This is a genomic window from Streptomyces sp. NPDC058045 (assembly GCF_042885635.1).
Lineage (GTDB): Bacteria > Actinomycetota > Actinomycetes > Streptomycetales > Streptomycetaceae > Streptomyces.
Genome location: NZ_JBHVRR010000075.1, coordinates 1 through 22,107 on the forward strand (window position 1 = coordinate 1; position 22,107 = coordinate 22,107).

Consider the following 22,107-nt stretch of genomic DNA (forward strand, 5'->3'; position numbering starts at 1 on the left):
CGTCCAGTACGAGGGCGCTTGGCCGGCGCACCGAGAGCACGCACCAGACCCCGCTCCTTGCTCCACGGAGATCCAAACGACACGGCCTAGCCCCGGTCGGGCCGGGCCCAGGTGGTTGAACGGCGGGTGAGCGGGAATGCAACGGCACGTCCCTGTCCGCCCCCGGTGCTCCCTTGCGGACCCGGGGCCACCGCCTCCGGCGTCCCACCCGCCCCACCCGTCCCGTTCGATCCCCCCACCAGCCAACGACCCCGCTTGTGAAGGACAGACACCATGCGCCGCGCACTGATCGTCGTAGACGTGCAGAACGACTTCTGCGAAGGAGGCAGCCTCGCGGTCGCGGGCGGCGCCGATGTGGCGGCCGCCATCACCGAGCTGATCGGCCAGGCCGGCGGCCCCGGCTACCAGCACGTCGTAGCCACCCGGGACCACCACATCGCGCCCGGCGACCACTTCTCCGACCGGCCCGACTACCGGGACTCCTGGCCCGCGCACTGCGTCGCCGGCACCGAGGGCGTCGGCTTCCACCCGAACTTCGCGCCCGCCGTCGCCTCCGGGGCGATCGACGCGGTCTTCTCCAAGGGCGAGTATGCGGCCGCGTACAGCGGTTTCGAGGGGCGGGACGAGAACGGCAGCACGCTCGCCGACTGGCTCCGCGCCCGCGAGATCACCGAGGTCGACGTGGTCGGCATCGCCACCGACCACTGCGTACGCGCCACCGCGCTGGACTCGGCCCGCGAGGGCTTCACCACCCGGGTGCTGCTGTCGCTGACGGCGGGCGTCGCGGCGGAGACCACGGAACGCGCCGTCGAGGAGCTTGCCGCCGGGGGCGTCGCCCTCAGCGGCAAGCCGGTCCTCTGATCCCGCCCGCCCCACCCCTCACGGCCGCACCGGTCTGGGGAGGAGGGTGCGGATGGGGTGCCACAGTTCCGGCTGCGAATCGGTGGACGGCTGTGGGGCGGGCTGCGTACCTGGGCGCCGCTGGGAGACGAGATACGGCCGGGGATGCACGTCCCGGTGCGGTGGCTGCTGGGCGGCGCGCCAGATCAGGCCGTCCGGATGGTGCAGTACGGCGGTGACCTCGTCCGGGGTGGGCGGCTCCGCGTTGCCGCGCAGATAGACCGCGCGCAGCCCGAGGTTCCGCAGCCTGGTCAGGGCGCGGGCCCGGTTCCTCGCGTGCACCAGCACCCGGACCGAGCCGGGCGAGGCCGGGCTCGGCAGGTTCATGGCCACCACCACATTGCCGCCGGGCAGCTTGCAATAGCCTCCTGCAGCCATTCGGTCACACCCCCGTGAGACATCGTGTCAATAACGGATTTACAGGAGGCACCTAAACACGATCGGCCGCCGCCCGCTAGGGGGCGACGGCCGATACCACTGTGACCTGCACAAACAGCTTCTACTTCTTGGCTGCCCCGACCTCGACGGTCATCGTGTCGCCGCTCTTGGGCTCCTTGATGATCTTGATTTCGGTGCCGGTGTCAGGAACCTTGACGCTTCCCGTCGGGTTCGACGCGTACCAGTAGACGCCGTTGTGGTCGTCGAAGGTGCGGACGCCGGGCTGGGGGCGGACCTTCAGCGCCACGTCGTTCTTGTGCAGCGTGAAGCCGTCGGTCCAGGCGATCGAGAACGGCGCGTCGAACGGCTGGATCTTGTTCCGCAGGATGGTGCCGTCCGACCACTTCATCGGCTTGGCGTGGGCGTCGACCGGAAGGATCAGGCCCTCGCCCGGGTGGACGCTGGTGTTGTTGTCCTTCTGCGAGGTGTCCCACAGCCACACCATCAGGCCGTTCTGGTACGGGTAGTGCTCCACCCAGTCCGGCCGCTTCTTCGAACCGAAGTTGTACGGACCGACCTTGAGGGTCTCGTCGTACGACACGTACTGCCGGTTCTCCGCGACGTAGTACTGCTCGTAGTCCTTGGTGAAGGACTCGCCGATGCGGGAGAAGCCCTTGGAGGTCCAGCCGTTGTCGTCGCCCTCGGCGTCGTCCGCGAAGACGGTCTCGCCGTCGGCGGTGAGCTTCATGTCGTCGGCGGTGAAGCCCTTGAGGGAGAGGCCGCCGTCGGTGGAGTAGCGGAAGCGGAGGTCGAACTTCTTGCCCGCGTAGTCGTTCAGCGGGAAGACCAGCTTCTTGTACGCGCCCGACTTGCCGGTCAGCACCGGGCGGTCGGCGGCGTCCCGCGGGAGGGGCTTGCCGTCGGCGGTGCCCTCGATCGGGGTCCAGTTGGCGCCGCCGTCGGTGGAGACCTCGGTGTAGAGGAAGTCGTACTCGTTCTCGATGTCCCACCAGCCCTGGAGGCTGAATTCGGCGGCGGACTTGCCGGTGAGGTCGACCGAGCGGGTCAGGGTGTTCTTGAGGTCGTCGCCGCTGTCACTCCACCACTGCTTCTCGCCCTGGGCGGGCTTGACCACCTTGGTGGTGACCGCCTTCTTCGGCAGATCGACCACCAGCCCCTGCCGGTGCTTGGTGTTGTACTCCGAAACACCCAGCTTGTGCTGGGAGTTGACGGCGGCCTTGGCCTTGTCGTAGTTGAGCCAGCCGAGTTGCAGCTTGTCCCAGGCGGTCATGTCGCCGGGCATGTCGCCGATCTCGTTCTTGCCGGTGCCCAGCCAGGAGCCGGCCGACATCAGCGACCAGAAGCCGACCGAGTTCTCGCCGCCGCCGGAGGTGTCGTACAGGTCCGGCAGACCCAGGTCGTGGCCGTACTCGTGGGCGAAGACGCCGAGGCCGCCGTTCTCCGGCTGCATCGTGTAGTCGCCGACCCAGATGCCGGTGTCGCCGATCTGGGTGCCGCCGGCCTGGTTCTCACCGGGGCCGGTCTTCCCGGCGTCGCTGCCGTACGCGTACCAGCGGTGGGCCCAGATGGCGTTCTCGCCCTGGGCGCCGCCGCCCGCCGACTCGTCCTCGCCGGCGTGCACGATCTGGAAGTGGTCGATGTAGCCGTCCGGCTCGTTGAAGTCGCCGTCGCCGTCGTAGTCGTAGCGGTCCCACTGGTCGTACTGGGCGAGGTCGGCCTTGATGTCGGCGTCCGACTTGCCCTTGGCCTTCTGGTCGGCGACCCAGGCGGTGACGCCGTCGCGGATCAGGTCCCAGACGCTGGAACAGGTGCTGGCGCCGCAGTAGTTGGAGCCGTAACGGGCCTCGTTGCTCTGGACCTTGACCCAGTCGGAGACCTCGCCGTCGACCGAGTAGCGGCCGGAGGAGGTCTTCTCGTAGTAGGTCTTCAGGGAGTGCTTCTGCTTGCCCTTCTTGTCCTTGCCGGACCCGAAGTACATGTCCTGGAAGTGGGCCTGGTTGTAATCGGCCTGCCAGGCGGTGCTGTTGTCCTTCTTGCGGTCCGGCTCGGCGATCTCGTTGTGGCCGGGGCCGGGGTCGCCGCCGTACTTGACGACCGGGTCCTCGGGCCCGTCCGGGCCGTCCGGGTCGTACATGGTGGTGTCGTCGACCTTGTCGCCGAACTCGACCAGGATGGTGAAGATCTTGTCGGTCTTCTCCCGGCCCAGCTCCACGTACTTCTTGTCGTCCAGCTTGACGACCTTGGAGCCGTTGTCCTGCTTGACCTTCTTGTCGCCCTTGAGCACCTGCTTGAGCGCGGCCTCGCGCTGCGCGGCCTGCTTCTTGCTGAAGGGGCCGTCCAGGTCGTGGCCGGAGTCGCCGGGTCCCGGCGCCGGGTCCTGGCGGTGCACCCCGGCGGCGGCCGGAGTGTCGTTCCCGGGCTGGGCGGTGGCCACAGCCGCCGAGAACGTAGCGGTGGCCGTGGCAAGTGCCACGACCACCGCGCTCGCTCTGAACGTCCGTCGTCTGCTTCTCACTTGGTGTATTCCTCCCCCGCGTCCCCAGGCGCGGCCGGGATTCCCGGTCCGGGGGTCCGCGCGCATGTACGCGTCACAAGTGACGACATTGGACCGGAGTAACGCAAGAAAAGACAGACCTTGACGCGAAGAAGTCAGGTGCACTATGCAGTCGCCACACTCCGTTATCCGGACATCCGGCGCAGAGCCAACAGGCGCGTCACACAGGCGACATGACGGACTCTTTGACTCCGTGCGCCCCCTGTGCACCCGCCCCGGGCCACCGCGTGGGTCACGTCACGCTTGCCGGGCGACCCGTCAGGGCATTCAGCCCCTGAGAATGCTGGGGAACGGTGCCGCACGCCAAGTCCGCCCCGTTCGGCGCCCGTTGGCGCCTGCCCCGACCGATCGTCTGTCCCGAGGACGGATAACGCCATGGCTCGTCCGAGCACCGCACAGCTCCTCTACGGTGTCCTCACCGTCGTACTCTCCGACCTCGCCATGCTGCTGCTCTCCGGGGCACGCGGCACGGTGGGCGTGGCGGTGATCGCCGTGGCCGCCGTCACCCTGGGGGTACTGGTCGCCGTGACCGTACGGACACCGGGTGCCGCGCGCGCCCGGCGGCCCGGAGCGGGGGCGGAGTCCGGTACGGCTGCCGGGCCGGCCGAGGTGCGTGTCCCGGCCCAGCACCACACCGCCGTCCACGGCACCGAAGCGGCCTGAACCCACGCCGAGCCTGGCCGCTCCCCCGTCAACTGCCGTTATTCGGTGCTGACTTCGACGGTCTTGGCCGCCTTGTCGTGCAGGCCCTGCCGGTAGGGCCGGTCGAAGAAGGACCAGCCGCCGCAGATCGCCGTCCAGATGCAGGCGCAGCAGAAGGCGAACGGCAGCCACAGCACGGCCGCCCGGGTCAGCGAGGTCTGCACCGAGGGCGTCGCCCCGTCGTGCAGATTCGCCACCCGCAGCTTCAGCAACTGCTTGCCCGGCGTCTGCCCGGTACGGCTGATGAACACCGTGTCGTACGCGGTGTACAGCACGGCGGCGAGCACGGACTGGCCTACTCCGCTGGCGTAGTTGACATGGTTGGAGTTGACGTTGAACTGGCCGATGCCGAAGGCCACGCTCAGCAGCCAGACCACCAGACCGACGATGATCATGTCGATCAGCCGGGCCAGCACCCGCTTCCCGCCGCTCGCCAGCGGCGGCATCCCGGCCAGCGGATCCGCACCATAGGGGTCACCACCGAAGGGGCCGCCGCCGTAGGGGCCGCCGCCGTAGGGGCCGCCGCCGTAGGGGCCGCCGCCGGGACCGCCGCCACCGCCGTACGGGCCGCCGCCCGGGCCGCCTGATCCGCCGCCGTACGGCCCGGCCCCCGGTGCGCCGCCGCCGTAGGGGTCGCCGCCGGGTGTGCCGCCTGCGCCGTAGGGGTCTCCCCCGCCGGGGCCGGACGGCGGGGGCTTCCGGAACGGGTCCTGGGAGGGGTCGTTCTCAGGCGGTTCGGTAGTCATGGCCCGAGTCGACCCCGAACCCGCCCGGCCCGCATCCGGCGGGCGCCCGTCCGGATGAGGCGGCTACGAAGAGGACGCGACGAAGGTGCCGGCCGCCTTGTCGTGCCAGCACTGGCGCCACGGCCGGTCGAAGAGGCACCAGGCCACCCCCACCACGCCGATCAGCAGCAGCCCCGGTACGCAGTACACCAGCCAGCGCCGCACGGCCGCGCCGAAGCCGGGGGCCCGGTGCCCCTCGATGTCCCGCACCTCGATGCCCAGCAGCCGCTTGCCGAGGGTGCGGCCGCCGCGGGAGATGGGCAGCGCCTCGTACAGGACGCCGAAGAGGAGGAGGACGAGGACGAAGGCCCCGGCGTAGGCGGCGGTGGTGCCGTCCAGGAGCCAGACGGTGACGGTGCGGCCGGACTGCTTCGCCGCGTCGATCTTGCCGTCGACATGGTCCGCGGCCTTGCCGAGCAGCGGTACTCCGGCGATCGCACAGACCGCGCCCAGCACCACCGAGTCCAGCAGCCGGGCCGCGAACCGCCTGCCGAGCGGCGCCGGGCGGGCCGACGCCTGCGCCTGGGCGACCGCCAGGAACGGGTCCTCGGCGGGCGGCTTCCACGGCACCACGGCCTGCTCGCGCTCCCCGCCCGCCGGGGACTGCGCCAGGTGCTGGACCTGCTGCGCCCAGGAGCCCCGGCCACCACCGGCCTCCGGCTCCGGGGACGGGTCCGGGAGGGGCGCCGCCTGCGGTCCCTGCGGGGAGGTCTGCTCCGGGTGCCGGGTCTGCGGCGGGACCTGGCCGGGGGCGGCGCCGGCGCGGCGGGCCGACTCGACGTCCACCGCGCGGATCGCCATGGTCCCCTCGCTGACCGCCTCGGACCGCGCACCCCGCTCGGCGGCCGCGGCGAGATCACGGGCGTCGGGGCGGCGGATCATCATGGTGCCGCTCGCCTCGTCGTCACCGTCGGCGGCGGTACCGTCCGGGCCGGTGCGGGCGGCGTCGCGGCCCAGGCCGCGGATGGTCATGGTGCCGTCGGACCGGTAGTCATCCGAGGGGCCGCCGCCGGATCGGTCGTCGGACGGCGAGGGGTCCGCCGGGGTTTCGGCCGCCGGGCGGGGGTCCTGCGGGACGCGGGGGTCGGGGCCGGTCGGCGCGCCCCAGGAGACCCGGTGGTCCGGTGCGCCGCCGAAGCCGGACTGCCGGGACACATCGGCGCCCCACGCGGAGGCCGGCTCGGGGCGGGCCCGGTCGTCCTCCGGCCCGGCGGGGGCGCCGGTCGCGGCGGGCGGGTCCTCGTCGAAGAAGTGCGGGCCGGTCTCCTCCACCTCGGGGGCGGCCGGCTGCGGTCTTCCCGCGCCCTGCGGCGCCGGCAGGGACTCGCCCGCCATCGGCGCCGGACGGCTGGTGCCGGGCACCCAGGAAACACCGTTCCAGTACCTGACATAGCCGGGGATGGACGGGTCCGGATAGTAGCCCTCGCGGGGCCTGTCGTCGCCGGGTGCCGGAAGGGGGGCGCTCATGACCGTCGTCCCGTATCTGCTCGGGGATTCTGTTGGAGCACCACATCTACCAGACCTGGCGCATGAGCCGGACCCCTTGGGCGGTACCGACCACTTTCCGGGCAAGCCGCACAGCCCGGCCACACCGGTCCCGGACGCCCGTCCGGAGCCCGCTGAGAACTCGCGAAAAAAACTTCCCGGAACCCGCGTAATGCTCCCGGACCTGCCCGCTCTCTACGGGTGCAGGGCCGCACCAGGCGCCCTGGCCACGACCACGCGGCACACCCGAGGACCGAGGAGCACGGCAGATGAACACCGTGGTGGAACGAGAACTCGAACTGAAGCTGGTGCTGTCACCGGACCGCAGCGTCCCGGTACCCGCCCGGCTCAGCTACCGCGTCAGCGACCCGTACGCGATCCACATCACCTTCCACGTCGGGTCCTCGTGCCCGGTGCACTGGACCTTCGCGCGTGAGCTGCTGGTGGAGGGGGTGTTCCGGCCCTGCGGGCACGGCGATGTGCGGGTGTGGCCGACGAAGGTCAACGGGCGCAGCGTGGTGCTGATGGCGCTCAGCTCCCCGGAGGGGGACGCGCTGCTGGAGGCGCCCACGGCGCCGGTCTCGGCCTGGCTGGAGCGGACCCTGCGGGCGGTGCCGCCGGGCAGTGAGGCCGAGCGGCTCGGTATCGACGACGGCCTCGCCGAGCTGCTCACTCCCACCACCGGCCGCGCCCAGGACGGCCTCTGGCTCACCGACCCGTGGCCGTCCGACGAGTCGACGGACGGGGAGTGAGGGCGCCCTGGAACGGGAGGGTGCGGGCGGTGCGGGTTCAGAGGACCTTGCCCGGGTTGAGGAGGTTCAGCGGGTCGAGGGCGGACTTGACGGCGTGGTGGATCTCGACGCCCACGGGGCCCAGTTCGCGGGCGAGCCAGTCCTTCTTGAGGACGCCCACGCCGTGTTCGCCGGTGATGGTGCCGCCGAGTTCCAGACCGAGGGCCATGATCGCGTCGAAGGACTCGCGGGCGCGGCGGGCCTCGTCGGGGTCGGCGGCGTCGAAGCAGACGGTGGGGTGGGTGTTGCCGTCGCCCGCGTGGGCGCAGACGCCGATGGTGAGGTCGTACTCGGCGGCGATGCGGTCGACGCCGGCCAGCAGGTCGGCGAGGCGGGAGCGGGGCACGCAGACGTCGTCGATCATGGTGGTGCCCTTGACGGCCTCCAGTGCGGTGAGGGACAACCGGCGTGCCTGGAGGAGGAGTTCGGACTCGGCGCGGTCCTCGGCGGGGACGACTCCGGTGGCTCCGGCCGCCTCGCAGAGGCCGCCGACGGCGGCGAGGTCGGCGGCCGGGTCCGGGGTGTCGAAGGCGGCGAGCAGCAGTGCCTCGGTGCTCTCCGGCAGGCCCATCCGCGCCATCGCGTTGACGGCGCGCACCGTGGTGCGGTCCATCAGTTCGAGCAGGGACGGGACATGGCCCGCTTCGGTGATCCGGCACACCGCGTCGCAGGCGGCCGCGGTGGAGGCGAACTCCGCGGCCAGTACGAGCTGTTGGGGCGGCTGCGGCTTCAGGGCGAGGACGGCTCGGACGACGACGCCGAGGCTGCCCTCGGAGCCGACGAAGAGGCGGGTGAGGTCGTATCCGGCGACGCCCTTGGCGGTGCGGCGGCCGGTGGTGAGGAGGCGGCCGTCGGCGAGGACCACATCGAGGCCGAGGACGTACTCGGCGGTGACGCCGTACTTGACGCAGCAGAGGCCGCCGGAGGCGGTGCCGATGTTGCCGCCGATGGTGCACGACTCCCAACTGGAGGGATCCGGCGGGTAGTAGAGGCCGTGCTCGGCCACGGCGCGGGAGAGGACGGCGTTGACGACACCCGGTTCGACGACGGCGACCCGGTCCACCGGGTTGATCTCCAGGATGCGGTCCATCCTGGTCAGGGAGAGCGCAATACAGCCTTCGGTGGTGTTGGCGGCGCCGGAGAGGCCGGTACGGGCGCCCTGCGGGACGACGGGCACCCGCAGCCGGTGGGCGGTGCGCAGGACGTGCTGGACCTGCTCCACGGTGCGGGGCAGGACGACGGCGGCGGGGGTGCCGGCCTCGCAGAAGCTCGCCATGTCGTGGGCGTAGGAGGCGGTGACGTCCGGGTCGGTGAGGACGGCTTCCTCGGGCAGCCCGGCTCGCAGCTCTTCGACCAGTGTGCGGCTCATGATCACACTGTGGCAGCCGGGGCCACCGGTGTGAACCCGTCAGGGCGCACCATCCGGGCGCGGGAGGCGTTGGTCGTACGGGCGCATGGTGTGCGGCATGTCTCTGCGCACCCGACGTCCCGCCCGGCGACAGGAACGTTCCGCCGGGGTGCCGCCGCCCTCGGCGCCGCCGCCCGCCGCGGCCTCGGACCGGCTGCCCGGCGGGCGGGCGGTGGCCGGGGCGGTGGCGGGCTGCCTGGTGCTGGGCTGCGGGCTGTCGCTGCTGCCCGGTCCCGCCACGCCCGGCCCGCCGCCACCGCCGGGACGGGCGGCCCGGGAGGCGGCCGCCGGGGCCGCGGTGACCGCGGGCGCCCCCGCCGATCGGGCCCAACTGGCCGCGCTGGTACGGGACATCGCCCGCCGTACCCGGTCCCGTCCCGGGGACGCGGCGGCGTGGGCGGTGCTCGGTGCGGCCCGTACCGGGCAGGCGGTGGCGGCCGGGCGGCCCGAGGGGCTGCGGTCGGCCGAGCAGGACCTGCGCACCGCGCTGAAGGCCGGGCGCGGCGCCGGCCCGGCCGCCCTCACCGGTCTCGCCGCCCTGGCCGCTGCCCGCAACGACCCTTCCACCGCCCGGAGTTGGGGCGAGCGGGCCGTGAGCGGGGAGCGGCGGCCGTGGCAGGCGTATGCCGTACTGGTGCCGGTCTACGCCGAGTTGGGCGAGCAGAAGGCCGCCGAGGGGGCGCTGAAGGAGTTGCGTGCCCGGCATCCGGGTGCGGTGGCGCGGGCCGCGGCGGCGGTGCTCTACGCGGGCCGGGGCCGGCGGGAGGACTCGGCGGCCGCGGCGGAGGACGGGGCGGCGCTCGCCGAACACCCTGCGGAGCAGGCCGCGTTGCGGGTCCTGGCGGGTCAACTGGCCGCGGACCGCGGGGAGTACGGGGAGGCGCTGCGCTGGTTCGGGGCGGCGCTGCGGGCGGTGCCGGGGCAGGGCGAGGCGCTGGCCGGGCGGGCCCGCGCACTGGCCGCACTGGGCCGGACGGCACCCGCCGAGACCGCCTACCGAGCGTCGCTCACGGCCCGCCCCGACACCCAGACCGCCCTGGAATCAGGCGAGTTGGCCGAGTCGCAGGGCCGGACGGCAGCCGCCGGGCAGCGGTACGCACAGGTGCGGGCGCTGGTGCGGAGGGCCGCGGGGTACGGGGTGCGGGGCTCGCTGGTACTGGGGCGGCTGGAGGCGGACCACGGGGACCCGCGGGCCGCGGTACGGATACTGACGGCCGAGTGGCGGCGGGCTCCGGGGGCGGCGGTGGGCGACGCCCTGGGCTGGGCGCTGCACCGGGCGGGCCAGGATGTACGGGCGGCGGCGGTGGCGCGGAAGGCGGCGGCCACCGGGGTGCGCGACGCCCGACTCGCCTACCACCAGGGGGAGAGCGAGCGGGCTCTGGGGCGTGCGGGGGCGGCGCGGCGGCTGCTGGCGGACGCGCTGCGGATCGACCCGTACTTCTCCCCGCTGGACGCCCCGCGCGCCCGCGAGGGGCTGGCGGCACTGGGTGAGCCGGGTGAACCGACCGAGGCGGGCGACGAGTTGGGGGCCAGCCCCTCGCAGACAGAGGCGAACACGCCACCCGCGCCCGCCGGTTGAGACATCTCGTACCCCAACGGCCCCGCCCCGCCTGCGGTTTGACCAGGTCGCGGGCGGGGCGGGGCAGTCTCCGGGCGGAGGGCGAAGGGGTGTGCGTCAGAGGTTGCCGCGCTTGTCCTGCTCGCGCTCGATCGCCTCGAACAGTGCCTTGAAGTTGCCCTTGCCGAAGCCCATGGAGCCGTGCCGCTCGATGATCTCGAAGAAGACGGTCGGCTTGTCCTGGACCGGCTTGGTGAAGATCTGGAGGAGGTAGCCGTCCTCGTCCCGGTCGGCGAGGATCTTCTGCTCACGCAGCGTCTCGACCGGCACCCGGGTGTCGCCGACCCACTCGCCGAGGGTGTCGTAGTACGAGTCCGGGGTGTCGAGGAACTGCACACCGGCCGCGCGCATGGTGCGGACCGTCTCCACGATGTCGTTGGTGGCGAGCGCGATGTGCTGGACGCCGGCGCCGCCGTAGAACTCCAGGTACTCGTCGATCTGCGACTTCTTCTTGGCGACGGCCGGCTCGTTGATCGGGAACTTGACCTTGAGGGTGCCGTCGGCGACGACCTTCGACATCAGGGCGCTGTACTCGGTGGCGATGTCGTCGCCCACGAACTCCTTCATGTTGGTGAAGCCCATGACCTTGTTGTAGAAGCCGACCCACTCGTTCATCCGGCCGAGTTCCACATTGCCGACGCAGTGGTCCACGGCCTGGAAGGTGCGGCGGGCGGGCTGGGCCACGATGGGCTCGGCGGCGGTGTAGCCCGGCAGGTAGGGGCCGTCGTAGCCGGAGCGCTCGACCAGGGTGTGGCGGGTCCTGCCGTAGGTGGCGATGGCGGCGAGGACGACGGTGCCGTGCTCGTCCTTGACCTCGTGCGGCTCGACGAGGCCGCGGGCGCCGTGCCCGGTGGCGTAGGCGTAGGCGGCGCGGGCGTCGGGGACCTCGATGGCGAGGTCGACGACACCGTCGCCGTGCTCGGCGACATGGCCCTCCAGGAAGCGGCCCCAGTCGGTGCTCGCCTTGATCACGGAGGTGAGGACGAAGCGGGCGGAGCCGTTCTCCAGGACGTAACTCGCGGTCTCCCGGCTGCCGTTCTCCGGCCCGGCGTAGGCGACGAGGCGCATACCGAAGGCGCTGGAGTAGTAGTGGGCGGCCTGCTTGGCGTTGCCCACGGCGAAGACGACCGCGTCCATGCCCTTCACCGGGAAGGGATCGGCCTGCCGGGCGGTGTCGGGGGTGGGGGCGGACTGGGTGTGCGCTGAGGTGGCCATATCCGCAGGCTCCCGCCCAACCACAAGGTGCGCAATAGTTTGCGTGTTCGCTGGACAACCTGACCAGTACCGGACCGCCTTCGACGGGTGATCTGTACAGGATGACCAGCGGAGCGACCCACAGGATGACCACGGGCAAAGCCCCGGGAGGCGGCCATGGCGATCGATCGACTGGACGGGCGGCTCATCGTGCTGCTGGCACGGGAACCGCGGATAGGGGTGCTGGAGGCGTCCCGCCGGCTGGGGGTGGCGCGCGGCACCGTACAGGCCCGTCTGGACCGGCTTCAGTCGAACGGAGTCATCCGCGGATTCGGCCCCCAGGTCGACCCGGCGGCCCTCGGCTACCCGGTCACCGCCTTCGCCACCCTGGAGATCCGGCAGGGCCAAGGAGCCGATGTACGGGCCCACTTGACGACTGTGCCGGAGGTGCTGGAGCTGCACACCACCACCGGCAGCGGCGACATGCTGTGCCGGCTGGTGGCCCGCTCCAACGCCGATCTCCAACGGGTGATCGACCGGGTGGTGGGTTTTGATGGCATCGTCCGGGCCGCCACGGCGATCGTCATGGAGAACCCCGTTCCGCTGCGGGTGATCCCGCTGGTGGAGCAGGCAGCCCAGGATGCCGGCGCCTGACGCGCCCGGCCGGCGAGAGACCGCCATGGGCGGTGCGGGCAGTGAGGCGGGTGGTGCGGATGAACTTCTGGGACTACCTGGCGGGCAGCCGACAGCAGTTGCTGGCGGACGCCGGCCAGCACGCGTCGGCGGTCTTCCAGTGCATGGTGGTGGCGACCCTCGTCGGTGTCCTCATCGGAGTGGTGACGTACCGCAGCGACTGGGCCGGCAATGTCGCCACCACGTCCACCTCGACCATTCTCACCATCCCCTCGCTGGCGATGATCGGCCTGCTCATCCCGATCGTGGGCCTCGGCGTCCCGCCCACCGTGATCGCGCTGACCCTGTACGGGCTGCTGCCGATCGTGCGGAACGCCATCGTGGGGCTGCGCGGGGTGGACCCGACGCTGGTGGACGCGGCCAACGGCATCGGCATGTCCCGGGCGGCCCGGCTGCTGCGGGTCGAACTGCCGCTGGCGTGGCCGCCGATCCTCACCGGCATCCGCGTCTCCACCCAGATGCTGATGGGCATCGCCGCCATCGCCGCCTTCGCCTCCGGGCCGGGCCTCGGCAATGAGATCTTCCGCGGTATCGCCTCGCTGGGCAGCAAGAACGCGCTGAACCAGGTGCTCGCCGGGACCCTCGGCATCATCGTCCTCGCCCTGCTCTTCGACTTCGCGTACATCCTGATCGGCCGGCTGACCATCCCGAGGGGGATCCGTGTCTGAGACCACTGACGACGCCTCGGTGTCCGAGCCGGACGAGGTCCTGGCGCCGGTGGCCACCGCGCCCGGCGGCGGGGACACCACCGGCGCCACCATCGAGCTCGACAACCTCACCAAGCGCTACCCGGGGAACCCCTCGCCCGCGGTGGAGAACGTCACCATGGAGGTCAGGGCCGGGGAGACGATCATCCTGGTCGGCCCGTCCGGCTGCGGGAAGTCCACCACCCTGCGCATGATCAACCGGCTGATCGAGCCGACGTCCGGCCGGATCACCATCAACGGCGAGGACGTCACCCATATCGACCCGGTGAAGCTGCGCCGCCAGGTCGGGTACGCCATCCAGTCCTCCGGGCTGTTCCCGCACATGACGGTCGCGCAGAACATTGCCCAGGTGCCGCGGATGATCGGCTGGTCCAAGAAGCGGATCGCGTCCCGGGTGGAGGAGATGCTGGACCTGGTGGGTCTGGACGCGGGCGAGTTCCACGGCCGCTATCCGCGCCAGTTGTCCGGCGGGCAGCAGCAACGGGTGGGTGTGGCAAGGGCGTTGGCGGCCGATCCGCCGGTGCTGCTGATGGACGAGCCGTTCGGCGCGGTCGACCCGATCACCCGCGACCACCTCCAGGACGAACTGATCCGGCTCCAGCACGAACTGCACAAGACCATCGTCTTCGTCACCCACGACTTCGACGAGGCGATCAAACTCGGGGACCGGATCGCCGTGCTGCGGGAGCGCTCGCACATCGCGCAGTTCGACACCCCGGAAGCCATCCTCACCAACCCGGCGGACGACTTCGTCTCCGGTTTCGTCGGCGCCGGAGCCGCCCTGAAACGCCTCAACCTCACCCGGGTACGGGACGTCGAGGTGCGCACCTATCCGACGGTCGGTGTCGACGACCCGCTCCAGGACATCTTCGACCAGCTCCGATCCGGCCGCACCAACGAGATCCTGATGCTGGACAAGCGGCGGCGCCCCTACAAGTGGCTGCGGCGCGGCGACCTGATGCGGGCCAAGGGCTCCCTGGCCCGGGCCGGCACCCTCGTCCACGACACGGTCACCCGGGACGCCACCCTGCGCGACGCCCTGGAGGCGGTCCTCACCGACAACGCCGGAAGGGTCGCGGTGACCGGGCGGCGCGGCGAGTACACCGGGGTGGTCGACATGGAGACGCTGATGAACTCGGTACAGGAACTCCTGGAGGCGGACCGGCTGGAAGCGCTGGAGCACCAGCACGAACTGGCCGAACAACGCCAGCACCAGAGGGAGTTGGCGCAGGAGGGCGCGAGCCGGGAGGCCGGGGCGTGACGCCGCGGGACGCGCCGCCGCCCGCTGGTGGCAGCACCCGGCACCGCCCCGCGGAGCCGGGTGGGCGCCCGCCGGGCAGCCACGAGGTGAAGGGCGTCGACTTCCTCGACTCGGGCGAGGAGGGCGAGCAGTCCCCGGCGTCCCCCGCCGCCTCCGCCCGTACCAGGCCGCGGATCACCTGGCCGCAGTTGGTGGTGCTGCCGGCGCTGCTGGCCGCGGTGCTGGTGGCGACCTGGCTGTGGTACCGGGGCGCCGCCCTGGACTCCATCTCCCGCAACTCGCTCACCGCGGACAATGTGCGGCTGCGGCTGTGGCAGCACATCCAACTCACCGCGATCTCCACGTTCTTCGTGCTGATCATCGCCATCCCCGGCGGCATCCTGCTCACCCGCCGCGGCGCCCGCAAGGCCGCCCCGTTCGCGGTGGTGCTCGCCAACATCGGGCAGGCCACCCCGGCGATCGGCCTGCTGGCGCTGCTGGTCATCTGGATCGGCATCGGCGAGAAGGCCGCCCTGGTCGGCATCATCATCTACGCCCTGCTGCCGGTGCTGTCCAACACCATCGCCGGGCTCCAGGCCAACGACCCCACCCTGCTGGAGGCGGCCCGCGGCATCGGGATGTCCCCGCTGGGCGTCCTCAGCAAGGTCGAACTCCCCCTGGCCGTACCGCTGATCCTCGCCGGGGTGCGCACCGCGCTCGTCCTGAACGTGGGCACCGCGACGCTCGCCACCTTCGGCGGGGGCGGCGGACTCGGCGACCTCATCACCACCGGCATCACCAACCAGCGGATGCCCATCCTGGTACTCGGCTCCATCCTCACGGTGGTGCTGGCGCTCACGGTGGACTGGCTGGCGTCCCTGGCGGAACTGCTGCTGCGGCCCCGCGGCCTGGAGGTGGGCCGATGAGGCGCCCCGCACATCCCCTGCTGCGGACCGGTGCCGCGGCCGCGCTGGCCGGTGCGCTGCTCGCGGCCTGCGGGCTGACCAGCGGCTCGCCCATGGCGGACCAGGTCGACCCCGGCTCCATCGGGCAGGGCAAGCCCCTCGACGGCGCCCATCTCACCGTCACCTCCAAGGAGTTCACCGAACAACTGGTCCTCGGCGCCATCATGGGCATCGCCTTCCAGGCCGCCGGTGCCGACGTACTGGACCGCACCGGCATCCAGGGCTCCATCGGCGCCCGCGAAGCCGTCAAGAAGGGCCAGGCGGACGCCATGTACGAGTACACCGGCACCGCGTGGATCACCTACCAGGGCAACACCAAGCCCATCACCGACCCGCACCAGCAGTGGGTCGCGGTACGCGAGGCGGACCTCAAGAACGGCATCACCTGGCTCCCCGCGGCCCGCCTGAACAACACCTACGCACTCGCCCTGAACCAGGCCAACTCCCGCAAGTACAAAACCACTTCACTCTCCGAGGTGGCGGCACTGGCGCGGAAGGAGCCGGGGGCGGTGTCGCTGTGCGTGGAGAGCGAGTTCGCCTCCCGCGAGGACGGACTGCCCGGAATGCAGAAGGCGTACGGCCTGAACATCCCGTCCTCGCGGCTCCAGAAGATGGACGGCGGCATCATCTACACCCAGGTGTCCAAGGGCTCCTGCACCTACGGCGAGGTCTTCACCACCGACGGCCGCATCCGGGCCATGCAGTTGGAGGTGATGAAGGACGACAAGCACTTCTTCCCGAACTACAACGTCGCCCCCGAGATCAACTCCAAGGCGCTGAAGAAGTATCCGGCGATGGCGGAGGTCATCGAACCCGTCACCCGGAAGCTGAACAACACCGTCGCGCAGGAACTCAACGCCAAGGTCGACGTCCAGGGGAAGGACCCGCACCAGGTGGCGCTGGAGTGGATGGAGCAGGAGGGCTTCGTCAAGAAGAAGTGAGGCAACGGGAGCCCGCCGCCCCGCCGTTCAGCAAGGGTTCAGGAGAGGTTCAGCAGGCGGGGGCGGGCTCGCCGCGGCGGATCTTCGCCAGCGAGTCCAGGGTGCCCTTCAGGGTGGACACCGCCACCAGCCGCAGCCCGGACGGCAGTTCGGCCTTGGCCTCCCCGCACTCCGCCTTCGGCACCAGGAACACCGTGGCCCCGTCCCGCCGCGCCGCCTGCGTCTTCAGGCCCACCCCGCCGACCGGGCCCACCTTGCCGTCGGCGGTGATGGTGCCGGTACCGGCGATGGTGCGGCCACCGGTCAGATCGCCACCGTGACCGTCGCCGGCCAGCTTGTCGACCACACCGAGGGAAAGCAGCAGCCCCGCACTGGGCCCGCCGATGTCGGCCAGCTTCAGCCGCACCTTCACCTGATCCGGGCTCTTGCCGAGATACGCCAGGGCGGCCGAGGTCGCCGCGTCCTGCGAGCGCGTCATCTCCTGGGCGTTGTGCCGCTCGATCTGCTGGGTCGTGCCACCGCTCGGATAGACCGCGTCCCTGGGCATCACCGCCCGGTCGTCACGGAACCAGCCGTCGACCACATCCCCGAGGCCGATCCGGGCGTCCGGACCCGTCGCCACGATCGTCGTCATCCGCAACTGGCCGTCGGTTCTCCGCACCGCGGCACCCGTGATGCGGATCACCTCGTCGCCCTTGTAGCTACCGAGCACATCCGCGGTCACCCCCGGCTGCGCCACGGAGAACGGAAGCGGGGCAAACGCGGCGGTCGCGACCAGCGCGACAGCGGGACTGGCACAGGCGGCAAACGTGAGGGGACGGCCCCGGCGAAAAAACACCCACCCAATCTATCCCGCCCACCCACCCCGCCTTCGCACAGCTCCCCGCGCCCTCGGCTAAGGGGCGCGGGGAACTGCGCAATCTTTGAGCGGCGCGGGGAACTGCGCAAACCTTGAGGCCCGCGGAAGAACCGCACACCCCCTCGGGGGCGCGGGGAACTGCGCAATCTTTAAGGGGCGCGGGGAACTCCGCAAACCTTGAGGCCCACGGAGCAACCGCACACCCCAGGGGCGCGGGGAACTGCGCAAAAAGCGCGCCCCCGCACAAAGAGCCCCGCCCAAAAGAACCCGCACCGGCAAAGCGCCGAGCGAAAACGCGGCTAGCGCAACGCCTCCGCCACCTCCTTCGCCGCGTCCACCACCCGCTCCCCCACCCGCTCCGGTACCGAGTCCGAGAGCATCACCACGCCCACGCTGCCCTCCACCCCCGTCACCCCGCGCAGCGGCGCCGCCGCCCCGCTCGCGCCGGCCTCCAACTCGCCGAAGGTGAGGGTGTATTCGGGGTCGGTGAGCCCGCCCTGCCGGGCGGCGAGGATGGCACGGCCGGCCGCGCCGCGGTCCAGCGGATGCCGGAAGCCGGTGCGGTACGCCACGTGGTAGTCGGTCCAGGTGGGTTCGACGACGGCCACCGCCAGCGCCTCCGTACCGTCCACCAGGGTCAGATGGGCGGTGGCGCCGATGTCCTCGGCGAGGGAGCGCAGCGCGGGCAGGGCGGCCTCGCGGACCAGCGGATGCACCTGGCGGCCGAGCCGCAGCACACCGAGTCCGACCCGGGCCCGTCCGCCGAGGTCGCGGCGGACCAGGGCGTGCTGCTCCAGGGTGGCCAGCAGCCGGTAGACGACGGTCCGGTTGACGCCGAGCCGGTTGGACAGCTCGGTCACGGTCAGCCCGTGGTCGGTGTCGGCGAGCAGTTTGAGGACCCGCAGTCCCCGGTCGAGCGTCTGGGAGGTCTCCGCGGTCACGACGCCCACTCCTTCGTGGTCGGGGTGGCGGTCTCCTCGGCTGGGCGTGCGGCGCCGGTTCCCTTCGGCGACGCGCTTCAGAGGCCGCCGGTCGGCAGGCGTCCCGCGGAAGGTGGCGCTTCCGTACCGGTCGCCGTCGCACCGGCTGCGCTCCGCGGCGGCGCTGCCACGGGGCGTGTGCGTAGCCGGGAATCTAGCGATCCGGTCCGCTGAGCGGAAGACACCGTCCAGAATCCGGGCAGCCGCAACGCGAACAGCATCCGGAATTACCCCGTTACGTTGCCCCCGCAGCAATACACAGACCCCCCGCGCGAACGGCCCGCGCCCTGGTCGCACGGTCGTCACCGCATCCGGGTGGCCCACTCCCGTACCTTGTCGACGCGCTGGCGGAGTTGGCCCGCGGTGGCCTCCGCGGAGGGCGGGCCGCCGCAGACCCGCCGCAGCTCGGTGTGGATCACGCCGTGCGGCTTGCCCGACTGGTGGACGTAGGCGCCGACCAGCGTGTTGAGCTGCTTGCGCAGCTCCAGCAGTTCCTTGTGGGAGACCACCGGCCGCCGCTCGGCGGGCAGTTCGAGGAGATCGGCCTCCTCGGCGGGCTTCTTGCGGCTGTGCGCGATCTGCCGGGCCTGCCGCTTCTGCAGGAGCATCTGCACCTGGTCCGGCTCCAGCAGGCCCGGGATGCCGAGGTAGTCCTGCTCCTCCTCGCTGCCCGGGTGCGCCTGCATCCCGAACTCGGCGCCGTCGTACAGCACCCGGTCGAAGACGGCGTCCGACTCCAGCGCCTCGAAGGGCAGCATGTCCTGCTCGCCGGTGTCCTCATCCTGCTGCCGCTCGGCCTCGGCCATCTCCTTCTCGGACTCGGCGTACGGATCGTCCTCGCCCTGCTTCTTCGGCTTGTCCAGGACGTGGTCCCGCTGCACCTCCATCTCGCCCGCGAAGCCCAGCAGATCGGGGATGGTCGGCAGGAAGACGGAGGCGGTCTCGCCGCGGCGCCTGGACCGTACGAAGCGGCCCACGGCCTGGGCGAAGAACAGCGGGGTCGAGATGGTGGTGGCGTACACGCCGACCGCGAGCCGCGGCACGTCCACGCCCTCCGACACCATGCGCACCGCGACCATCCAGCGCCCGTCGCCGTGGCTGAACTCGTCGATCCGGTCCGAGGCGCCGGTGTCGTCGGAGAGGACCACGGTGGCCGTCTCGCCGGTGGTCTCGCGGATCAGCTTGGCGTAGGCGCGGGCCGAGTCCTGGTCGGAGGCGATGACCAGGCCCCCGGCGTCCGGGATGCCCTTGCGGACCTCGGTGAGGCGCCGGTCCGCCGCGGCCAGCACGTTCGGCATCCACTCGCCCCGCGGGTCCAGCGCGGTACGCCAGGCCTGGGAGACGGCGTCCTTCGTCATGGGCTCGCCGAGGCGGGCGGCGACCTCGTCACCGGCCTTGGTGCGCCAGCGCATATTGCCGCTGTAGCTGAGGAAGATCACCGGGCGGACCACACCGTCCCCGAGGGCACTGCCGTAGCCGTAGGTGTAGTCCGCGGCGGAGCGGCGGATCCCGTCGTCGCCCTCCTCGTAGGCGACGAACGGGATCGGGTTGGTGTCGGAGCGGAACGGGGTGCCGGTGAGGGCGAGGCGGCGGGCGGCCGGCTCGAACGCCTCCAGGCAGGCCTCGCCCCAGGACTTGGAGTCGCCGGCGTGGTGGATCTCGTCCAGGATCACCAGCGTCTTGCGCTGCTCGACGCGGTTGCGGTGCAGCATCGGCCGCACCCCGACACCCGCGTACGTCACGGCCACACCGTGGTACTCGCGGCTCAGGGGGCCCGCGCTGTACTCCGGGTCCAGCCTGATCCCTATCCGGGCGGCGGCCTCCGCCCACTGCTTCTTGAGGTGCTCCGTCGGCGCCACCACCGTCACCTGCTGCACCACATGGTGATGCAGTAGCCAGGACGCCAGCGTCAGCGCGAAGGTCGTCTTGCCGGCGCCGGGCGTCGCCACGGCGAGGAAGTCACGGGGCTGCTCCTGGACGTACCGGTCCATCGCCGCCTGCTGCCAGGCACGCAGCTTTCCGGCCGTACCCCAGGGTGCACGGCCGGGAAAGGCGGGCGAGAGGTGATGCGAGGAGGTGGCGGCTGCGGTACTCACGGTCTCCGGTTCGGTCACTCGACGGCGGACGGGAACCGGGCCACCCTACCCAGGGCGGGACGGGTCGGGCGCCCGGGACCGACCACCACCCTGTGGCGAGCGTCACGTGACCAAGTACCTCACGCCAGGGTCCGGTTCAGCTCCGGTCGGGTGCCGTTCGGAGCCGCTGCGCCACCCACACCCCCGCGAGGGCGACCGCGGACATCGGGAGGAAGACGGCGGCGAAGGCGGCCGGGTGGGAGCCGGTGGTGGCGTGGGTGGTGTGGGTGGCCACGGTGCCGCCGCCGAGGGCGGCGAAGGCGGCGCCGCCCGCGGCGAGCAGGACCGCGTTGGACAGGCCGTCGGAGATCTGGAGGGCGGCCGAGTTGGCGCCCGCCTCGTGCGGGGCGGACAGCTCCAGCAGCAGCACACTGGTCGAGGAGATCACCAGGCCCATGCCGAAGCAGCCGAACGCCCAGGCCACCGCCACCGTCCAGGCCGGCACCGCCGGGATCAGGACACTCGGCGCGGCCGCCACGCCCGCCGCCACCAGCACCATCCCGCCGGTCACCAGCCGCACCCGGTGCGGCGCACACCGCGGCCGGGACTGCACAAAGCTGCCCAGCGCCCAGGTCACCCCGCCCAGCGCCAGCGACATCCCGGCCATGGTCGGCGACAGTCCGCGCTGGGTGACGAGCATCAGCGGTACGAAGGACTCCGCGGCGACGAAGGAACCGGCGGAGATCCCCCGCAGCAGGACCACGGACGGCAGGCCGTGGGCGGCCCGGTAGGTGCCGCGGGGCAGCAGTCCGAGGACGGACGGCACCAGCAGCGCGAGGCCCGCGGCGGCCGGCAGCAGCGACAGCCACACCAGGTCCTGGGCGGCGTACTGGAGGAGGCCCGCGCCGAGCGAGACGCCGAGCGCGAGCCGGATGCGGCGGCCGGGACGCGCCTCGGCACCCGTCTCCTCGGCACCCGTCCCGTCGCCCGCCGCGTCCGGGACCGGGCCGGCGGCGCGGCTGCGGATCTGCGGCAGGGCGAGCCCCAGCGGCAGCACCACCAGGACCGGGATGCCGATGAACACCCAGCGCCAGCCCAGGTGTTCGGTGACGGTGCCGGCCAGCAGCGGCCCCACCACCGACGGCACCACCCAACCCGCCGCGAACGCCGCCATGATGGACGGCCGCAGCCGCTCCGGGTAGGCCCGGCTGACCACCACGTACAGGGCGACGACGACCAGGCCGCCGCCGAGGCCCTGTACGGCGCGGCCCAGGACGAACACCCACATCGCGCCGGCGGTGCCCGCGATGAGCAGGCCCGCGGCGAAGGCGCTGATGCCGGCGGCGAGCGGCGCCAGCGGCCCGTCCCGGTCGGCCCACTGCCCCGAGAACACCATCCCGAAGAGGCTGGTGGTGAAGAACGCGGAGAAGGCGAAGGCGTACAGCGACACCCCGTGCAACTCGCGTGCGGCGACCGGCATCGCGGTGCCGACCGCCGTCGCCTCGAAGGCGATCAGCAGGACGACGGAGACGATGCCGATGCTGAGGGCGCGGTAGGGGCGCCCGAGCACTCCACCGCCGGGGTCGCCGGTGTCCGGGGCGGGGAGCGGGGTGGACGGGGAGAGCTCGGCCGGGGTGCCGGTCCGGGTAGTCGGGGGCGCGACATCGGTGTCGCGCGACTCGGGGGTGGTCATGCCTCTCAGGGTAAGGGGCCCACCCCCGGGTGACTCCTGTCGGTGGGCGGCGCCACGGTGGTCCATTGGCCCTAGGTCGTGTCCGGAAAGTCCCCCCTGCCCTCCGGGCAACGGGGGG

Annotated in this window: 19 protein-coding genes; 9 read left to right on the forward strand and 10 right to left on the reverse strand. The window is 72.0% G+C overall.

The features are described 5' to 3' along the window. The first annotated feature begins 273 nt into the window (after nucleotides 1–273). Nucleotides 274–861 (forward strand): isochorismatase family protein, encoded by a 588-nt coding sequence (locus ACFVST_RS27415; RefSeq protein WP_390156279.1) that lies wholly within the window; start codon nucleotides 274–276, stop codon nucleotides 859–861. Between the two features lie 18 nt (nucleotides 862–879). On the opposite strand, the gene ACFVST_RS27420 is transcribed toward ACFVST_RS27415, so the two are convergent. Together ACFVST_RS27420 and ACFVST_RS27425 are read right to left on the reverse strand one after the other, a co-directional pair. Continuing rightward, nucleotides 880–1,278 (reverse strand): hypothetical protein, encoded by a 399-nt coding sequence (locus tag ACFVST_RS27420; RefSeq protein WP_390156280.1) that lies wholly within the window; start codon nucleotides 1,276–1,278, stop codon nucleotides 880–882. A gap of 121 nt (nucleotides 1,279–1,399) precedes the next feature. Beyond that, nucleotides 1,400–3,814, reverse strand: coding sequence for an immune inhibitor A domain-containing protein (locus tag ACFVST_RS27425; protein WP_390156281.1), 2,415 nt, complete (start codon nucleotides 3,812–3,814; stop codon nucleotides 1,400–1,402). 414 nt (nucleotides 3,815–4,228) lie between these two features. Between ACFVST_RS27425 and ACFVST_RS27430 the strand changes: the two genes are divergently transcribed. Next, entirely contained in the window at nucleotides 4,229–4,516 is a 288-nt protein-coding gene (locus ACFVST_RS27430) for a hypothetical protein (protein WP_390156282.1), read from the forward strand. Nucleotides 4,517–4,554: 38 nt separating this feature from the next. Here ACFVST_RS27430 and ACFVST_RS27435 read toward each other — a convergent pair whose 3' ends face one another. Continuing rightward, nucleotides 4,555–5,301: an RDD family protein gene (locus tag ACFVST_RS27435; protein WP_390156283.1), complete on the reverse strand. Its 747-nt coding sequence runs from the start codon at nucleotides 5,299–5,301 to the stop codon at nucleotides 4,555–4,557. A gap of 63 nt (nucleotides 5,302–5,364) precedes the next feature. Continuing rightward, a complete protein-coding gene (locus ACFVST_RS27440; protein ID WP_390156284.1) occupies nucleotides 5,365–6,807 on the reverse strand; it encodes an RDD family protein in 1,443 nt (480 codons plus the stop codon). A 287-nt stretch (nucleotides 6,808–7,094) separates the two neighbouring features. Here ACFVST_RS27440 and ACFVST_RS27445 point away from each other — a divergent pair, with 287 nt between their 5' ends. Continuing rightward, nucleotides 7,095–7,577 carry an SsgA family sporulation/cell division regulator gene (locus ACFVST_RS27445; RefSeq protein ID WP_390156285.1) on the forward strand — a complete coding sequence of 161 codons (483 nt, stop codon included), beginning with the start codon at nucleotides 7,095–7,097 and terminating at the stop codon, nucleotides 7,575–7,577. A gap of 37 nt (nucleotides 7,578–7,614) precedes the next feature. Here ACFVST_RS27445 and ACFVST_RS27450 read toward each other — a convergent pair whose 3' ends face one another. Then, entirely contained in the window at nucleotides 7,615–8,985 is a 1,371-nt protein-coding gene (locus ACFVST_RS27450; protein WP_390156286.1) for an FAD-binding oxidoreductase, read from the reverse strand. A gap of 97 nt (nucleotides 8,986–9,082) precedes the next feature. Between ACFVST_RS27450 and ACFVST_RS27455 the strand changes: the two genes are divergently transcribed. Continuing rightward, the gene (locus tag ACFVST_RS27455) at nucleotides 9,083–10,603 is read left to right on the forward strand and encodes a hypothetical protein (protein WP_390156287.1); all 1,521 of its coding nucleotides are present in this window, start codon (nucleotides 9,083–9,085) and stop codon (nucleotides 10,601–10,603) included. 96 nt (nucleotides 10,604–10,699) lie between these two features. Here the strand turns inward: ACFVST_RS27455 and hppD are convergent, their stop codons facing one another. After that, complete coding sequence (gene hppD / locus ACFVST_RS27460; protein WP_390156288.1) at nucleotides 10,700–11,857, reverse strand: 4-hydroxyphenylpyruvate dioxygenase; 1,158 nt, start codon at nucleotides 11,855–11,857, stop codon at nucleotides 10,700–10,702. Nucleotides 11,858–12,013: 156 nt separating this feature from the next. On the opposite strand from hppD, the gene ACFVST_RS27465 reads away from it, so the two are divergent. The 5 genes from ACFVST_RS27465 to ACFVST_RS27485 are packed head-to-tail and all read left to right on the forward strand — an operon-like array spanning nucleotide 12,014 to nucleotide 16,382. Continuing rightward, a complete protein-coding gene (locus ACFVST_RS27465) occupies nucleotides 12,014–12,490 on the forward strand; it encodes an Lrp/AsnC family transcriptional regulator (protein ID WP_390156289.1) in 477 nt (158 codons plus the stop codon). Nucleotides 12,491–12,549: 59 nt separating this feature from the next. Continuing rightward, nucleotides 12,550–13,197, forward strand: a complete 648-nt coding sequence (locus tag ACFVST_RS27470) for an ABC transporter permease (RefSeq protein ID WP_390156290.1) — start codon at nucleotides 12,550–12,552, stop codon at nucleotides 13,195–13,197. A 40-nt stretch (nucleotides 13,198–13,237) separates the two neighbouring features. After that, nucleotides 13,238–14,497, forward strand: a complete 1,260-nt coding sequence (locus ACFVST_RS27475; protein ID WP_390156297.1) for a betaine/proline/choline family ABC transporter ATP-binding protein — start codon at nucleotides 13,238–13,240, stop codon at nucleotides 14,495–14,497. Continuing rightward, nucleotides 14,494–15,402 carry an ABC transporter permease gene (locus ACFVST_RS27480; RefSeq protein WP_390156291.1) on the forward strand — a complete coding sequence of 303 codons (909 nt, stop codon included), beginning with the start codon at nucleotides 14,494–14,496 and terminating at the stop codon, nucleotides 15,400–15,402. Before ACFVST_RS27475 ends, ACFVST_RS27480 begins: the two co-directional genes overlap by 4 nt. Beyond that, on the forward strand, nucleotides 15,399–16,382 hold the full coding sequence (locus ACFVST_RS27485) for a glycine betaine ABC transporter substrate-binding protein (RefSeq protein WP_390156292.1): 984 nt from the start codon (nucleotides 15,399–15,401) through the stop codon (nucleotides 16,380–16,382). Before ACFVST_RS27480 ends, ACFVST_RS27485 begins: the two co-directional genes overlap by 4 nt. A 49-nt stretch (nucleotides 16,383–16,431) precedes the next feature. Here ACFVST_RS27485 and ACFVST_RS27490 read toward each other — a convergent pair whose 3' ends face one another. The 4 genes from ACFVST_RS27490 to ACFVST_RS27505 form a co-directional block, all read right to left on the reverse strand. Further along, the gene (locus ACFVST_RS27490) at nucleotides 16,432–17,220 is read right to left on the reverse strand and encodes a S16 family serine protease (RefSeq protein WP_390156293.1); all 789 of its coding nucleotides are present in this window, start codon (nucleotides 17,218–17,220) and stop codon (nucleotides 16,432–16,434) included. A gap of 320 nt (nucleotides 17,221–17,540) precedes the next feature. After that, complete coding sequence (locus tag ACFVST_RS27495) at nucleotides 17,541–18,182, reverse strand: IclR family transcriptional regulator (protein WP_390156294.1); 642 nt, start codon at nucleotides 18,180–18,182, stop codon at nucleotides 17,541–17,543. A 341-nt stretch (nucleotides 18,183–18,523) separates the two neighbouring features. Beyond that, the gene (locus ACFVST_RS27500) at nucleotides 18,524–20,317 is read right to left on the reverse strand and encodes a DEAD/DEAH box helicase (protein ID WP_390156295.1); all 1,794 of its coding nucleotides are present in this window, start codon (nucleotides 20,315–20,317) and stop codon (nucleotides 18,524–18,526) included. 136 nt (nucleotides 20,318–20,453) lie between these two features. Beyond that, complete coding sequence (locus ACFVST_RS27505; protein ID WP_390156296.1) at nucleotides 20,454–21,989, reverse strand: MFS transporter; 1,536 nt, start codon at nucleotides 21,987–21,989, stop codon at nucleotides 20,454–20,456. Between the last annotated feature and the right edge of the window lie 118 nt (nucleotides 21,990–22,107).

Bases quoted from the DNA above. Each gene is read 5' to 3' on its own strand.
- ACFVST_RS27430 (WP_390156282.1), top strand. From the start codon at position 4,229: ATGGCTCGTCCGAGCACCGCACAGCTCCTCTACGGTGTCCTCACCGTC.
- ACFVST_RS27415 (WP_390156279.1), top strand. From the start codon at position 274: ATGCGCCGCGCACTGATCGTCGTAGACGTGCAGAACGACTTCTGCGAA.
- ACFVST_RS27485 (WP_390156292.1), top strand. From the start codon at position 15,399: ATGAGGCGCCCCGCACATCCCCTGCTGCGGACCGGTGCCGCGGCCGCG.
- ACFVST_RS27440 (WP_390156284.1), bottom strand. From the start codon at position 6,807: ATGAGCGCCCCCCTTCCGGCACCCGGCGACGACAGGCCCCGCGAGGGC.
- ACFVST_RS27420 (WP_390156280.1), bottom strand. From the start codon at position 1,278: ATGGCTGCAGGAGGCTATTGCAAGCTGCCCGGCGGCAATGTGGTGGTG.
- ACFVST_RS27465 (WP_390156289.1), top strand. From the start codon at position 12,014: ATGGCGATCGATCGACTGGACGGGCGGCTCATCGTGCTGCTGGCACGG.
- ACFVST_RS27450 (WP_390156286.1), bottom strand. From the start codon at position 8,985: ATGAGCCGCACACTGGTCGAAGAGCTGCGAGCCGGGCTGCCCGAGGAA.
- hppD (WP_390156288.1), bottom strand. From the start codon at position 11,857: ATGGCCACCTCAGCGCACACCCAGTCCGCCCCCACCCCCGACACCGCC.
- ACFVST_RS27505 (WP_390156296.1), bottom strand. From the start codon at position 21,989: ATGACCACCCCCGAGTCGCGCGACACCGATGTCGCGCCCCCGACTACC.
- ACFVST_RS27470 (WP_390156290.1), top strand. From the start codon at position 12,550: ATGAACTTCTGGGACTACCTGGCGGGCAGCCGACAGCAGTTGCTGGCG.
- ACFVST_RS27435 (WP_390156283.1), bottom strand. From the start codon at position 5,301: ATGACTACCGAACCGCCTGAGAACGACCCCTCCCAGGACCCGTTCCGG.
- ACFVST_RS27445 (WP_390156285.1), top strand. From the start codon at position 7,095: ATGAACACCGTGGTGGAACGAGAACTCGAACTGAAGCTGGTGCTGTCA.
- ACFVST_RS27455 (WP_390156287.1), top strand. From the start codon at position 9,083: ATGTCTCTGCGCACCCGACGTCCCGCCCGGCGACAGGAACGTTCCGCC.